This is a genomic window from Streptomyces sp. NPDC001093 (assembly GCF_040298985.1).
In the GTDB taxonomy this organism is placed as follows: Bacteria; Actinomycetota; Actinomycetes; order Streptomycetales; family Streptomycetaceae; genus Streptomyces.
This window is the reverse complement of sequence record NZ_JBEPBF010000057.1, coordinates 1-14,024: the sequence shown is the minus strand read 5'-3', so window position 1 is coordinate 14,024 and position 14,024 is coordinate 1. Positions and strand designations below refer to the sequence as shown.

12 protein-coding genes are annotated in these 14,024 nt (G+C 70.2%); all 12 read left to right on the top strand.

Going from position 1 to position 14,024, the window contains the following annotated elements:
* The first annotated feature begins 221 nt into the window (after positions 1 to 221).
* The 12 genes from ABT288_RS26180 (at position 222) to ABT288_RS26125 (ending at position 13,883) form a co-directional block, all read left to right on the top strand.
* Positions 222 to 2,726: a transglycosylase domain-containing protein gene (locus ABT288_RS26180; protein WP_351612290.1), complete on the top strand. Its 2,505-nt coding sequence runs from the start codon at positions 222 to 224 to the stop codon at positions 2,724 to 2,726.
* Positions 2,727 to 3,009: 283 nt separating this feature from the next.
* The gene (locus ABT288_RS26175) at positions 3,010 to 3,858 is read left to right on the top strand and encodes an ABC transporter permease (protein ID WP_351612289.1); all 849 of its coding nucleotides are present in this window, start codon (positions 3,010 to 3,012) and stop codon (positions 3,856 to 3,858) included.
* 121 nt (positions 3,859 to 3,979) lie between these two features.
* Complete coding sequence (locus ABT288_RS26170; protein WP_502972823.1) at positions 3,980 to 4,816, top strand: COG4705 family protein; 837 nt, start codon at positions 3,980 to 3,982, stop codon at positions 4,814 to 4,816.
* Positions 4,817 to 5,464: 648 nt separating this feature from the next.
* On the top strand, positions 5,465 to 6,670 hold the full coding sequence (locus ABT288_RS26165) for a COG4705 family protein (protein WP_351612287.1): 1,206 nt from the start codon (positions 5,465 to 5,467) through the stop codon (positions 6,668 to 6,670).
* 296 nt (positions 6,671 to 6,966) lie between these two features.
* Positions 6,967 to 7,215 carry a hypothetical protein gene (locus ABT288_RS26160; RefSeq protein WP_351612284.1) on the top strand — a complete coding sequence of 83 codons (249 nt, stop codon included), beginning with the start codon at positions 6,967 to 6,969 and terminating at the stop codon, positions 7,213 to 7,215.
* Positions 7,212 to 7,580, top strand: coding sequence for a helix-turn-helix domain-containing protein (locus tag ABT288_RS26155; RefSeq protein ID WP_351612281.1), 369 nt, complete (start codon positions 7,212 to 7,214; stop codon positions 7,578 to 7,580). Before ABT288_RS26160 ends, ABT288_RS26155 begins: the two co-directional genes overlap by 4 nt.
* A gap of 127 nt (positions 7,581 to 7,707) precedes the next feature.
* Positions 7,708 to 8,220 carry a 2-oxo-4-hydroxy-4-carboxy-5-ureidoimidazoline decarboxylase gene (gene uraD, locus ABT288_RS26150; RefSeq protein ID WP_351612278.1) on the top strand — a complete coding sequence of 171 codons (513 nt, stop codon included), beginning with the start codon at positions 7,708 to 7,710 and terminating at the stop codon, positions 8,218 to 8,220.
* A gap of 4 nt (positions 8,221 to 8,224) precedes the next feature.
* Positions 8,225 to 8,617, top strand: a complete 393-nt coding sequence (uraH, locus tag ABT288_RS26145; protein ID WP_351612275.1) for a hydroxyisourate hydrolase — start codon at positions 8,225 to 8,227, stop codon at positions 8,615 to 8,617.
* 7 nt (positions 8,618 to 8,624) lie between these two features.
* On the top strand, positions 8,625 to 9,548 hold the full coding sequence (pucL, locus tag ABT288_RS26140) for a factor-independent urate hydroxylase (protein ID WP_351612272.1): 924 nt from the start codon (positions 8,625 to 8,627) through the stop codon (positions 9,546 to 9,548).
* 64 nt (positions 9,549 to 9,612) lie between these two features.
* Positions 9,613 to 10,203 carry a solute carrier family 23 protein gene (locus tag ABT288_RS26135; RefSeq protein ID WP_502972822.1) on the top strand — a complete coding sequence of 197 codons (591 nt, stop codon included), beginning with the start codon at positions 9,613 to 9,615 and terminating at the stop codon, positions 10,201 to 10,203.
* A 67-nt stretch (positions 10,204 to 10,270) separates the two neighbouring features.
* Entirely contained in the window at positions 10,271 to 11,656 is a 1,386-nt protein-coding gene (locus ABT288_RS26130) for an 8-oxoguanine deaminase (protein ID WP_351612269.1), read from the top strand.
* A gap of 859 nt (positions 11,657 to 12,515) precedes the next feature.
* A complete protein-coding gene (locus ABT288_RS26125) occupies positions 12,516 to 13,883 on the top strand; it encodes a nucleobase:cation symporter-2 family protein (RefSeq protein ID WP_351612266.1) in 1,368 nt (455 codons plus the stop codon).
* The last annotated feature ends 141 nt before the right edge of the window (positions 13,884 to 14,024 follow it).

The window sequence follows — 14,024 nt, the reverse complement described above, 5'->3', positions numbered from 1 at the left end:
GGGTGTCCGGCAGGCCCCCGCACTCGCGTCCCGCGCGATTGTCCGCCGTGTGATTTTGGGCGGGGGTGGTTGCAGGCGCCTTGCGAGCCGGACTTACTCTTACAACTTGTAGGAGTTGCCAGGAGCGTCAGCCCGCCCCGGTCAGGCCCTCCATGGGGCAGCACGGCGGGGCGGCTTCGCGGCGATGGCGGTGGCGAATGCCTGGCCGAGGAGTGGCGAGTATGAGTGAACACCGGCGCCGATCGTCGGGGAGGACCGGACCGTCCGGCTCGGACGGTATGCCGCACGGCGGCCGGGCAGCGGCGCGCAGGGCTGCCCGGGCCGGGGACGGGCGGGGCCGCCGCGCGGCGGACACGCCCCGTGCGGACGCCAGACGCCCCGGCCGCGCGGACATGCGCCGTGCGCAGGCCGGACGCCCCGCCCGGCGGGGCCTCATCGACTACCCGCGGGCGGGCAGGCGTGGCCTGCGGCGGTGGCTGCCGTCGTGGAAGCTGGTGACCGGCACCTTCCTGCTGTTCCTGGGCGGCCTGCTGGGCCTCTTCGGCTACGCCTACGCCACGACGACGATCCCCAGCGCCAACCCCAGCACCCAGGCGCAGAGCAACACGTACTACTGGTCGGACGGCTCGGTGATGACCACGCAGGGGTCGACCAACCGGCAGAACGTCGACCTCGCCCAGGTCCCGAAGCTGGTGCAGTGGGACTTCCTGGCCGCGGAGAACGCCACTTTCTACACCGACCCCGGCGTCGACACGCAGGGCATGCTCCGCGCCGTCTACCACATGGCGACGGGCGGCGAGGTGCAGTCCGGGTCCACCATCACCCAGCAGTTCGTGAAGAACACCTACCTCAGCCAGGACCAGTCGGTCACCCGCAAGCTCAGGGAGATCATGATCTCCCTGAAGATCGGTGGCCAGATGTCCAAGCAGCAGATACTCCAGGGGTATCTCAACAGCTGCTACTACGGCCGCGACGCGTACGGCATCGAGGCCGCGGCGCGGGCCTACTACCACGAGCACGCCTCCCAGCTGACCGTCAGCCAGGGCGCCTTCATCGCCGCCACGGTCAACGAACCGAGCCTGCTGATGCACGCCGACACCGACCCGCAGGCCAAGGCTCAGGCCGCGGCGCGCTGGAAGTACGTGCTGGACCGCATGGTCAAGATCAACAAGATCACCAGCGCCCAGGAGCAGCAGTACCTCGCCGCAGGGTTCCCCACGCCCAAGCCCTACACGCCGTCGGCGGGGATGTCCGGGCAGACCGGCTACCTGGTGCAGACCGCGGAGAAGTACGTCGAAGCCCACGCCTCCCTCACGGACCAGCAGTTGGGCCACGGCGGCTACCAGATCTACACCACCTTCGACAAGAAGAAGGTGAACGCGCTGTCGGCGTCCGTCGCGGCGATGGAGCACAAGCACCTCGACCCCCGCCGCCGCTCGGCCGACAAGGACGTCCAGGTCGGCGCGGCGTCCATCGACCCGTCCACCGGCGCGGTCCTGGCGCTGTACGGCGGCGCGGGCTGGGACAAGGGCCACTGGACGGACAACGCCGACGCCACCGGTGTGCCGGTCGGCTCCACCTTCAAGCCCATCGACCTGGCCGCCGCCCTCGATCACGGCGCCGTCCTCTCACCCGGGCAGCCTGCCTCGCCGATCACCCCGGCCTCCAAGTTCAACGGTGACGACGGCATCACCATCAAGAACCAGCAGGGCCAGGAGATGCCGGACTCCAGCGACCCCACCGGACTCCTCCACCAGCGCAACGACGTGCCCACGAAGTGGGGTTACATCACCCTGCGCAAGGCGATGGAGCAGTCGGTCAACACCCCCTACGTCCAGCTCGGAGAGGACGTCGGCTACAGCAACGTGGAGGGAGAGGCCCTCAAGGCGGGTCTGCTGCGCAAGAGCCTTCAGTACGACACCCCCGGCTTCTACATCGGCACCTCCACCCCCTCGGCCATCCGCATGGCCGACGCGTACGCCACCTTCGACGACGAGGGTGTCCAGCACGAGCCGTACTCGGTGACCAAGGTCGTCGCCGACGGCCGGGAGCTGCCCGGGTTCGACGCGCCCAAGGGCACCATGGCCATGCCCGCATCGACCGCCGACACCGTCACCGACGTCCTGCAAGGGGTCGTGAAGAGCGGAACCGGCACGAATGCCCAGGCCCTGGGCCGCCCGACGGCCGGCAAGACCGGTACGACCGACGACTACAAGTCCGCCTGGTTCATCGGCTACACCCCGCAGCTGACCACGGCCGTCAGCATGTTCAAGGAGGACCCGAAGAACGCGGGCCTGCAGTCGATGCAGGGCGTCGGCGGCTACTCCAAGGTCTTCGGCGCCGACATGCCCACCGAGGTGTGGACGGGTTACATGACCGCCGCCCTCGAGGGACAGCCCGTACGGCAGTTCCCGCCCGCACCCCAACTGGGCCAGAGCACCGACGAATACGGCGCACCCTCACCCACCCCTTCGGCCACCGTCACCCAGAGCACGCCCACGCCCACCCCGAGCGCACCGGTCACACCGAGCCACACCACCGGACCGTGTCACGGGCAGAAGAAGCATTGCGTCAGCCCGAGTCCCACCGACACCTCCGGCACCACGACCGGCGGTACGGGCGACGGCGGGCTGCTCGGCGGCACCACCGGTGGTGGCACCTCACCCACACCCACGCCCACGACCGGCCCACCGTCCCCGGCCGGCATCCGCAGGGCGGCGCGCTGATGCCCCGGCAGGCAGGTGGAGAGGCCTGAGAGCCGTCCCGGTGACCCTCGGCTGCTGCCCAGCCCGTCGGGCGTGCCGCAGCCGGGGTGTCGCCGGGGGAGCATCGGCGCCGGCCAGGCTTGCGCTGCGGCGGTCACGAGCCCGCCGGATCGCCGGCGAGCGCGAGACCGGTGCCCGTTCCCGGACCCGGGGCCCGTAGACTGCGCTGTCGGCCGCCGCGGCCAGTCAGGTCGGGGCCCACGCACCCCATCGGCCCGTACAGCAGCTTCTCGAGGCGGACATCGTGACGTCGTGTGCGGCATCTCTTGTACCGGTCAACCCCACCCTCGGCATCCTGCTCGCCGCTCTGCTGCTGGTGGCGGCGGCCGTGGCGGGCTGGTTCCGTCTCGATCCGCACCCGTACAGGAGCCGGGCCCGGGAGATCCTCCTCGCCGGCTTCCGCGCCGCCGTCCAGCTGGCCCTCGTCTCGGTGGTCGTCACATGGGCCGTCAAGTCGGTGCTGGGGCTCCTGGCGTTCCTCGTGGTCATGTTCGCGGTGGCCGTGCGCACGGCCGGGCGGAGAATCACCGGCAACCACACGTGGTGGCTGACGACTGCCCCGATCGCCGCGGGTGTGGTACCGGTCGTCGTGGCGCTCCTTGCCACCGGGCTCGTCCCTCTGAAGGGTGTCGCCCTGATTCCGGTCACGGGCATCCTCATCGGTGGCGCACTCACCGTGACCGTACTCGCCGGACGCCGTGCCCTGGACGAACTGTCCCAGCGTCGCGGAGAGGTGGAAGCCGCGATGGCGCTGGGATTCCCGGACCGCGACGCGCGCATGGAGATCGCACGTCCCGCGGCCTCCGAGGCTCTGCTGCCCGGTCTGGATCAGACGCGTACGGTCGGGCTCGTCACGCTCCCCGGTGCGTTCGTCGGCATGCTCCTCGGAGGGGCGAGCCCCGTGCTGGCCGGAGTGGTGCAACTGTTCGTCCTCATCGCGCTCATGGCCGTGCAGGCCATCGCGGTGGCGGTGACCCTTGAGCTCGTCGCCCGGCACCGTCTGTATCGCCCAGGACCGGACACCCGCCCGGGTTCCCCTCGCAAGGCCAGAAGGTTTCTCCGGGTACCGGCGCCGAGCCGGCCCTCCGAGTAGGGGGACGAGTGGCCCCGGCGGCAGGGCATGCCTGCGGCGCAGCCGGCGGCCGGGACCCGGCACGGGCAGAGCACGTCCCGGTCAGGATGCGTTCAGGTGCCCGGTGGCATGGTCGGCCAGTGTGACCGATGAAGCGTCTGAGAGTCAGGTGGTCCCGGTGGCCGGTCAGGCCCCCGCTTCTCGGGGCCGGCCGCGCCGGAACAAGGTGCCCGGGGTCACCGTCCACTTCTGGATCATCAAGGTGCTGTGCACGACGGTCGGCGAGACCGCGGCGGACCTGCTGAACGAGAAGGCCGGTCTCGGGCTGACCGGTGTGTCCGTGCTGATGAGTGCCCTGCTGGCCGTCGTGCTGCTGGTCCAGTTCCGCTCCAGCGCCTACCGGCCGGGCGTGTACTGGCCGGCGGTGGCGCTGATCAGCGTCGTCGGCACGCTGATCAGCGACCACCTCACCGACGCCATGGGCGTGCCGCCGGAGACGAGCGGCACGGTCTTCGCGCTCGTGCTCGCGGTCGTCTTCGTCCTCTGGTACCGGCGCGAGCGGACCCTGTCCCTCCACCACGTCGACACCGCCGGCCGCGAGTCCTTCTACTGGCTGGCGGTCCTGTTCACCTTCGCCCTGGGGACCGCGGCCGGTGACCTGGTGTCCGAGCGCATAGACGTCGGCTACTGGCTGTCCGCCGTCCTGTTCGCGGCGGCCATCGCCGCGGTGGCCATCGCGCACTTCGCGCTGGACCTGGACGCGGTGTGGAGCTTCTGGATCGCCTACGTCCTGACCCGCCCGCTGGGCGCCTCGATCGGCGACTACCTCTCCCGGCCCACCGGCGACGGCGGCCTCGCCCTGGGCACCGTGGTGACCGGCGCTCTGTTCCTGGCGGTCATCCTCGCCCTGGTCGTCCACCTCTCCGTCACCCGCCGGGATGCCATCGAACCGGAGCGCGCGTGGGGTCGTGCGGCCTGAGCCACGAGCCGGGCCGGTCGCTCCCGGCAGAGCCGTGGGGCCGGTTCCGGCCCGTGTTTCTCGTGCCGCACGAGTCAGGCGAGTGATACAGGGTGGCAGTCAGGATGTGTTCAGGTTCCCGGTGGCACAGTCGGGCGGTATGACTCATGAAACGTCCGGCCGAGTCGGGCCCCCACCGCCTCTCTCCGGCACTGGATGGGGGAGTGACGGGAGAGCCTCTGTCCGGCGGGGAGGGAAAGCCGCACGAGAGAGCGGCCGAGCCGAATTCACGCGCTCCGCAGGTTGAATTCCGGGACGAAGTTCCCTGAATTCCGGCCGACTCCGCCGGCCGGCGCTCGAATCGGCTCCGCGAATTCCTCAGGAGAGTCTCTCCTGCTCGGCGGCTCCCATGAGAGGCACCAGTGCCTTCCCGCCGCCTCCCTGCCGGGCTGAGCAGGCAGTAAGGCGTGTCCTGCAGCACGCAGGATCATCTCAAGATCCCGCCTGACAAGGGCTGCTGCCCCAGGGTCATCACAGGTCTACGCAATTCGTGGACAGGTACCGTTCCGCAGACGTGAGGGACGCCCCTCCGTACTGCCGCCCGTTCTATGCGAGGGTTACATGACAACTGCGACGACGTCTGAAAGTCTTCGGGCGCCTGCCAGGCACATGCTGAACAAGGTTCCCGAGGTCACGATCTGGTTCTGGATCATCAAGATCCTGTGCACCACGGTCGGTGAGAGCTTCGCCGACTGGATCAACATGAACCTCGGCGTCGGCCTGATCAACACCGCATTGATCTTCACCGTCGTTCTGGCGGGCGTCCTGGGCTGGCAGCTCAGCGCCAAGCGCTACATCCCGTTCGTGTACTGGCTCACCGTCGTGGTGGTGAGTGTGACCGGTACCCTCTACACCGACATCCTCACCGACAGCCAGGGCGTTCCCCTCGCGCTGAGCAGCAGTGTGTTCGCCGTCGTCCTGGCCGTTGTCTTCGGGATCTGGTACGCCCGCGAGCGGACCCTGTCGGTCCACACCATCACCACCCGTCCGCGTGAACTGTTCTACTGGCTCGCGGTCCTGGTCACGTTCGCCCTCGGCACCGCGACCGGCGACTGGACCCTGGACCTGACCGGCTGGACCCCGGGCGTCTCCGTGCTCCTGCCGCTCGGGCTGATCGTCTCGATCGTCCTGGCCTGGCGCGTCGGCGCCAACGCGGTGCTCTCCTTCTGGCTGGCCTACATCCTCACCCGCCCGCTCGGCGCCAACCTCGGCGACTGGCTCGGCTCGCCCAGCGGCGACGGCGGCCTGGGCCTCGGCACCGCGATGACCAGCGTGATCTTCCTGGCCGCGATCCTCGCAACGGTCGTGTACCTCACGCTCAGCCGCAGCGATGTCATCGAGACCCATGACCTGACCCACACCCCGCGGACGCCGAACCCGGCGCGCGAGCGGATCATGCTCGGTTACTACGCCGTCGTAGCGGTCGCCACCGCGGCGCTTCTCGTCTGGGCACACCACCAGCCCCACGCGGCCGCGGCCAGCGAGTCCGACACCCCCGCACCTGTGACCGCGCACCTCACCCCGAAGCAGGCGACGTCGCCGTTCCCTCCGGCTGAGATCGCGAAGTTCCGCACGATCGCGGCCGACACCCTCGCAAAGGTCAACTCGGGCAAGCAGTCCGCCGCGACCACCCGCGTGACCGACCTCGAGACCGCTTGGGACGACGACCAGACCACCCTTGAGCCCAAGAGTGAGCAGTCCTGGCACTTCCTCGACAACGAGATCGACCACGTCCTGAAGGCGCTGCGCGCCCCGAGCCCCGACAAGGCCACCGAGGTCAAGGCACTCAACACCCTCCTCACCTCGCTCGGCTGACCCATCACGCCGACGGACTGCCCCGACGCACCTCCCGCGCCGGGGCAGTCGGCGTGCCTCGGGCCGAGGCGGCCCTGGCCGCCGGGCCGAGTCCTTGGCGAGCGCGGAGGCGGGTGCGGGTCGGCTAGGGTCGCCTCGTGACGGGCGAAGAGGCTCCGTCGCCGTGAAATTGATCGGCCTGCGGTGCATCGCGGCTGTAGAGCAGTCGATCGGTGTCTCCACAGTGTTCCCCGATGTGCCCTCGTGAGGGATGATCGGGGTAAAGGTGCAGGTCGGAGCGATGCCATGGGGGCATAGTGCGATTGAGAGTGGAGTTCACGACCGAGCCCTTCGACCTGGACGAGGCGCCCGCGCACGCGCTGGCGGCCCGCGAGGTGATCGAGGCCGCGGAGCTGGACGCGGTGGACGTCGGTCCGTTCGGCAACACGGCGGAGGGTGGCGCCGGCGCGGTGCTGTCCGCCGTGGACGCGCTGCTGCGCAAGTCCCTGGAAGCCGGTGCCACCCGGATCTCGCTGCAGGTCAACGTGATCGGAGCGGGGGAATGACCGGCGCCGGCGACGAGCCCTTCATCACGGCCGTGAAACGGCTGGTCGACGCCATGGGCGGGGAGATGATCCCGCCCGACGAGGCCGGCCCCGAGGACGTCGTCCTCGCCTGGGAGGGCGTCGACGTCGTCGCCGTGCGCCTGCCCCAGCTCGCGGACTCCCTGGACCACATCCTGGCCGCCATGGAGCGCAAGGAGGGCCGCCCGCTGGCCGACCTGGACCGCAAGGCGAAACAGGAGGTCGTCCGGATACTGGAGGCGCGCGGCGCCTTCGCCGTCCGGCACGGCGTGGAAACCGTGGCCGGAGCGCTCGGGGTGAGCCGCTTCACGGTCTACAACTACCTCAACCGGGAGAAGGGTGCCTGAGCCGGCGCCACGGGTTCCGTGGCGTTGCGGCCGAATTTTCAACAAAGTGTTGACGTTGTGTTTCGGAGGGCGTTAGCTGTTCGCAGCCCGTTCAGCACGAAGGCCGAATCCGGCCACGGAGGCTCCCGTGACTTCGACTTCCACGCCCCCGGGCCTGGCCCGGTTCAACGACCTGGAGGAGCGCGCGGCCCTCGCCGCCCTCCACGAGGCGTGTGCCTCCACCGCGTGGGCCCGGCGACTGCTCGCCGCCCGCCCCTACGCCACCCCCGAGGCGCTCTACGCCGCCAGTGACGCCGCCATGGCCGAGCTCGGCACCGCGGACCTGGAGGAGGCGATGGCCGGGCACCCGCCCATCGGGCGCCCCAGGCCCGGGGACCCGACCTCCGCACGGGAACAGGCCGGCATGGCCGGCGCCGCCGAGGAGCTCAGGGCGGAGATGCTCGAACTCAACCTGGCCTACCAGGAGAAGTTCGGCCATGTGTTCCTGATCTGCGCCACCGGCCGCACCGGTGAGCAGATGCGCGACGCGGTCAAGGAGCGGAGCGGGAACTCGCCGGAGCAGGAGCGGGAGATCGTCCGCACCGAGCTGGGCAAGATCAACCGCATCCGACTGGCCCGACTCGTCGAAGAGGACGCCTGACACCATGAGCACCAGCACCACCGCCTCCGTGTCCACCCACATCCTGGACACCTCGATCGGCCGCCCCGCCGAGGGCGTCGCCGTCCGGCTCTCCGCCCGCTCCGGGCAGGGAGGGGACTGGCAGGCGCTCGGCGGCAGCGCGACCGATGCCGACGGCCGGTGCAAGGACCTGCCGGCACTGCCGGAGGGGACCACCCACGTACGGCTCGACTTCGCCGTCGAACCGTATTTCGAGAAAAAGCAAGCCGATGCGCAGCAGGACGCCCCCGCGAATCGGGACAGCGGTGTCGTGTTCTTCCCCGAGGTGGCGATCACTTTCGCCGTGAAGCCCGGGGAGCACTACCACGTACCGCTGCTGCTCAACCCGTTCGGCTACTCCGTTTACCGAGGGAGCTAGCAGAAACATGCCCACGATCCTGGGACAGAACCAGTACGGCAAGGCCGAGAACCGAGTCGTAAAGATCACGCGGGACGGCGCCACCCACCACATCAAGGACCTCAACGTCTCCGTCGCGCTGAGCGGCGACATGGACGAGGTCCACTACTCCGGCTCCAACGCCAACGTCCTGCCGACCGACACCACCAAGAACACGGTGTACGCGAAGGCCAAGGAGCACGGCATCGAGTCCGCCGAGCAGTTCGGCATCCACCTCGCCCGCCACTTCGTCACCTCGCAGGAGCCGATCCACCGCGCCCGGATCCGGATCGAGGAGTACGCCTGGGAGCGGATCGAGACCTCCGACGCCAACTCCAGGTTCATCGGCGCGGACGAGGTCAAGCACTCCTTCGTCCGCAAGGGCCAGGAGATCCGCGTCACCCAGGTCACCTACGACGGTGAGAAGTGGGAGGTCGTCTCCGGCCTGAAGGACCTGGTCGTGATGAACTCGACGAACTCGGAGTTCTGGGGTTACGTCAAGGACAAGTACACCACCCTGCAGGAGGCGTACGACCGCATCCTGGCGACCCAGGTCTCCGGCCGCTGGCGGTTCAACTGGACCGACGACGAGCAGAAGATGCCCAACTGGGAGAAGTCCTACGAGCAGGTCAAGAAGCACATGCTCCAGGCCTTCGCCGAGACCTACTCCCTCTCCCTGCAGCAGACGCTGTACCAGATGGGTGCGCGCATCATCAACAACCGCAGCGAGATCGACGAGGTCCGCTTCTCGCTGCCGAACAAGCACCACTTCCTGGTCGACCTGGAGCCCTTCGGGCTCAAGAACGACAACGAGGTCTACTTCGCCGCCGACCGGCCCTACGGCCTGATCGAGGCGACCATCCTCCGGGACGGCTGTGAGCCGCGGATCCCGGTGGACCTCACCAACCTCTGACGCGGGACGCGTGTCCCCGGACCCGCCCACCGGGCCGGGGGCACGCCACACCGGAGGGAACACCATGGCACAGCCTGCGAAGGGGTCGGCCCACACCCCTTGTTCCACCCCGCCGGTGCACACCGAGGACACCGCCACGTCCGTGCACCCGGTGGACGAGAAGCTCCGCCCCGCGCGGCTCGTCCCCGCCGCGCTCCAGCACATCGCCGCCATGTACGCAGGCGTCGTCACTCCTCCGCTCATCATCGGCCAGGCCTGCGGACTCGACATCGCGGCCCGCACCCGGCTGATCGCCGCGAGCCTGATCGTCGCGGGCGTCGCCACCCTCCTGCAGACCATCGGCGTCAGGGGTCTCGTCGGCAACCGGCTGCCCTTCGTCAACGCCGCCTCCTCCGCCGGCATCGCCCCGATCCTCGCGATCGCCGAGACCAACGGCAGGGGCCACCAACTCCCCGCGATCTACGGCGCGGTGCTGGTCGCCGGCATCATCCCGCCGGCCGCGCCGGACTTCTACGCCGGCTTCCCCGCCTGGGCGCGGACCGTGCTCGGCTCCGGGATCAGCGCCGGCGCGCTCGCCGCGGTCCTGCTCAACCTGTTCTTCCATCACCTCGGCACCCGGAGCCGCCTACCGGCTCCGGCACTCAAATCCTCCTAGGGTCCTGCCGTGCCCTCCCGTGGACACTCCCCCTCCACGGGCCGCCACCGATAGACAAGGAAGCACGATGGCACCATCGGCAGCCCAGCGCATCGTCATCGAGAACTGCGCGATCGCGACCGTGGACGCGGGCGACACCGAGTACGCCTCCGGACACCTCGTCCTCGCCGGCAACCGCATCGAGTCCGTCGGCGCGGGCCGGGCCCCCGAGGGCCTTCAGAACGTGGTGCGCCGGATCGACGCGAGCGGCCATCTGGCCACGCCCGGTCTGGTCAACACCCACCACCACTTCTACCAGTGGATCACCCGGGGCCTGGCCACCGACCACAACCTGTTCAACTGGCTCGTCGCGCTCTACCCCACCTGGGCGCGCATCGACGAGGAGATGACCTACACGGCCGCGCAGGGCTCCCTCGCCATGATGGCCCGCGGCGGTGTCACCACCGCCATGGACCACCACTACGTCTTCCCGCACGGCTCCGGCGACCTGTCCGGCTCGATCATCCGGGCCGCCGCCGAGATGGGCGTCCGCTTCACGCTGGCCCGTGGCTCGATGGACCGCAGCGAGAAGGACGGCGGCCTGCCGCCGGACTTCGCCGTGGAGACGCTGGAGGGCGCGCTCGCGGCGACCGAGGAGACGGTGCGGAAGCATCACGACGCCTCCTTCGACGCCATGACCCAGGTGGCCGTGGCCCCCTGCTCCCCGTTCTCGGTGTCGACCGAACTCCTCAAGCAGGGAGCGCAGTTGGCGCGCCGGCTGGGCGTACGGCTGCACACCCACGGCTCGGAGACCGTGGAGGAGGAGAAGTTCTGCCACGAGCTGTTCGGCATGGGCCCGACCGACTACTTCGAGTCGACCGGCTGGCTCGGCGAGGACGTGTGGATGGCGCACTGCGTCCACATGAACGACTCCGACATCGCCGCGTTCGCCCGGACGAGGACCGGTGTGGCCCACTGCCCGTCCTCCAACGCCCGCCTCGCCGCCGGTATCGCCCGCGTCCCCGACATGCTGAAGGCCGGCGTCCCGGTCGGCCTCGGCGTCGACGGCACCGCCTCCAACGAGTCCGGCGAACTCCACACCGAGCTGCGCAACGCCCTGCTGATCAACCGGCTCGGCGCCCACCGCGAGGCCGCGCTGAACGCCCGTCAGGCGCTGCGGCTCGGCACCTACGGCGGCGCGCAGGTCCTCGGCCGGGACGGCCAGATCGGCTCGCTGGAGCCGGGCAAGCTGGCCGACGTGGTGCTGTGGAGGATGGACACCCTCGCCCACGCCTCCATCGCCGACCCGGTGACCGCGCTGGTCTTCGGCGCGGCGGCCCCGGTCACCGCGTCCTTCGTCAACGGCGAGCAGATCGTCGACAACGGCCGCCTGACCACCGTCGACGAGGACGCCATCGCCCGCACCACCCGCGAGGAGGCCCAGCGCCTCGCCCGGATCAGCGCCCAGGCCTGATCCCCACGCATACGCCGGTGGGCCGGCCCTGCCTGCGCCCGGCCCACCGGACACTTCGGCGAAGCCGCGGGACACGCCGAAGCGTCCGGCGACCGCCACCAGCGGCCGGCCGGCAAACCTGGCGGTCGCCCCGTACGGGCGGTTCGCCGGAGACCTCGGCAAGTGGCCCTGTGGCGCGCTTGCCAGGAGCCTCGGTGGTCGCCCCACAAGGGTCCGTCGCCGGAGCATCGGGCGAGCCGGATCACGCGGCCGGCCTGCCGGACAACTCGGCGGTCACCTGGCGGGTGGCGGGCCGGAAGATGTGGCGGTCGCCTTGTGCGGGCGTTCGCCGGAGGAGTTGGCAGGCCGATGCATTCGGCCGGTCTGCCGGACAACTCGGCGGTCGTCCCTCGCGGGTGGCGGGCCGCAGGACTTGGCGGTCGTCCCGTAAGGGTGCCCGTCGGAGGTTTTGGCAGGCCGGATCATGCGGCCGGCTTGCCGGAGGACGTGGCGGTCGCCCCTCGTGGGTGACTCGTCAGGAGACTTGGCAGGCCGCCCCGTACGGGCGGCGTGCCGCAGGACGCGGTGGTCGCCCGGTGCGGGCGTTCGCCGGAGGTCTCGGCAGGATGGCCCGGACGGGCCGCCTGCCGGAACGCTCCGGCCGGGAGGGACGGCTCCCGGCCGGGGTCCGTGGACCCGAGCGGGGTCCACGGCAGCCGTCTCCGGGGCGCGTGTGCACGCACGCGCCCCGGAACGGTCACCGCTCGACCCGCTCGAGCAGCGCCCCCGTCCCGGTCCCGCACGACCACACGCACCACCTCCATGAAACCCACGTCGACCCACGTCGACGGCGACGTGTCACCCGACCGGAGGAGCCGCCGTGGCCGCCCACCCTGTTGACGAAAAACTCCCCGCCCTCAAAATGGCGACCAGCGGCCTGCAGCACGTGGCCGCCATGTACGCGGGAGTCGTCGCCCCGCCCCTGATCGTCGGCGCGGCCGTAGGCCTGTCCGGCAAAGAGCTCACCTTCCTCACCGGAGCCTGTCTGTTCACCGCCGGGCTCGCAACCTTCCTGCAGACCCTCGGCTTCTGGAAGATCGGCGCCCGCCTGCCCTTCGTCAACGGCGTGACCTTCGCCGGAGTCGCCCCCATGACGGCGATCGCGGCGTCCGCCAAGGACAAGTCCGACGCCCTGCCGATGATCTTCGGCGCGGTCATCGTCGCCGGCCTCCTCGGCTTCATAGCGGCCCCCTTCTTCAGCAGGGCGGTCCGCTTCTTCCCGCCCGTCGTCACCGGCTCGGTCATCACCCTGATCGGTGTCTCCCTGCTCCCGGTCGCCTTCGGCTGGGCCCAGGGACCGAACCCCGCCGCGCACGACTACGGCTCGACGACCAACCTCACCCTGGCCGCCGTCACCCTCCTGATCGTCCTGCTGCTGCGCCGGTTCACCCGCGGCTTCGTCAAGCAGATCGCGGTCCTGCTCGGCCTGGTCATCGGCACGCTCCTCGCGATCCCCTTCGGCGTCACCGACTTCAGCCCCGTCGCGCACTCCGCCGTCGTCGGCTTCCCGACCCCCTTCCACTTCGGCGCCCCCACCTTCCACATCGCGGCGATCCTGTCGATGTGCGTGGTGATGGTCGTCTCCATGACGGAGTCCACCGCCGACATGCTGGCGCTCGGCGAGATCGTCGAACGCCCCGCGGACGAGAGGACCATCGCGGCCGGCCTGCGCGCCGACACCCTCGGCTCCGCCCTCAGCCCGCTGTTCAACGGCTTCATGTGCAGCGCCTTCGCCCAGAACATCGGCCTCGTCGCCATGACGAGGATCCGCAGCCGCTTCGTCGTCGCGGTCGGCGGCGGCTTCCTCGTGCTGATGGGCCTGTGCCCGATGGCCGCCTCCCTCATCGCGGTCGTCCCGCGCCCGGTCCTCGGCGGCGCCGGCGTCGTCCTGTTCGGCTCGGTCGCCGCGAGCGGCATCCAGACCCTGGTCCGGGCCGGCCTGGAGAAGGACAACAACGTCCTGATCGTCGCCGTCTCCCTCGCGGTCGGCATCATCCCGATCACCGTGCCGGGCTTCTACCACGCCTTCCCCGAGACGGCGAGGATCGTCCTGGACTCCGGCATCTCCACCGGCTGTGTCGCGGCCGTCGTCCTCAACCTCCTCTTCAACCACATCGGCAGGGGCAGGGAGGCCGAGGACGTCACGCACCCGATGGAGGCGGGGCAGGAACTCACACCCGCCCACTGAACACCCGCTGAACACCCGCGCGGGGCACGGCGATCGCCGTGCCCCCCCGCGGGGGGCGCTACGGATAGTGGGGCGTGAAAGGGAGGCGCGCGTTCGGGGCGGAAGGGAGCGGGGGGTGGGAAAAGCGCAAAAACACGCACG

Bases quoted from the DNA above. Each gene is read 5' to 3' on its own strand.
- ABT288_RS26180 (WP_351612290.1), top strand. From the start codon at position 222: ATGAGTGAACACCGGCGCCGATCGTCGGGGAGGACCGGACCGTCCGGC.
- ABT288_RS26165 (WP_351612287.1), top strand. From the start codon at position 5,465: ATGCTGAACAAGGTTCCCGAGGTCACGATCTGGTTCTGGATCATCAAG.
- ABT288_RS26155 (WP_351612281.1), top strand. From the start codon at position 7,212: ATGACCGGCGCCGGCGACGAGCCCTTCATCACGGCCGTGAAACGGCTG.
- uraH (WP_351612275.1), top strand. From the start codon at position 8,225: ATGAGCACCAGCACCACCGCCTCCGTGTCCACCCACATCCTGGACACC.
- pucL (WP_351612272.1), top strand. From the start codon at position 8,625: ATGCCCACGATCCTGGGACAGAACCAGTACGGCAAGGCCGAGAACCGA.
- ABT288_RS26135 (WP_502972822.1), top strand. From the start codon at position 9,613: ATGGCACAGCCTGCGAAGGGGTCGGCCCACACCCCTTGTTCCACCCCG.
- ABT288_RS26130 (WP_351612269.1), top strand. From the start codon at position 10,271: ATGGCACCATCGGCAGCCCAGCGCATCGTCATCGAGAACTGCGCGATC.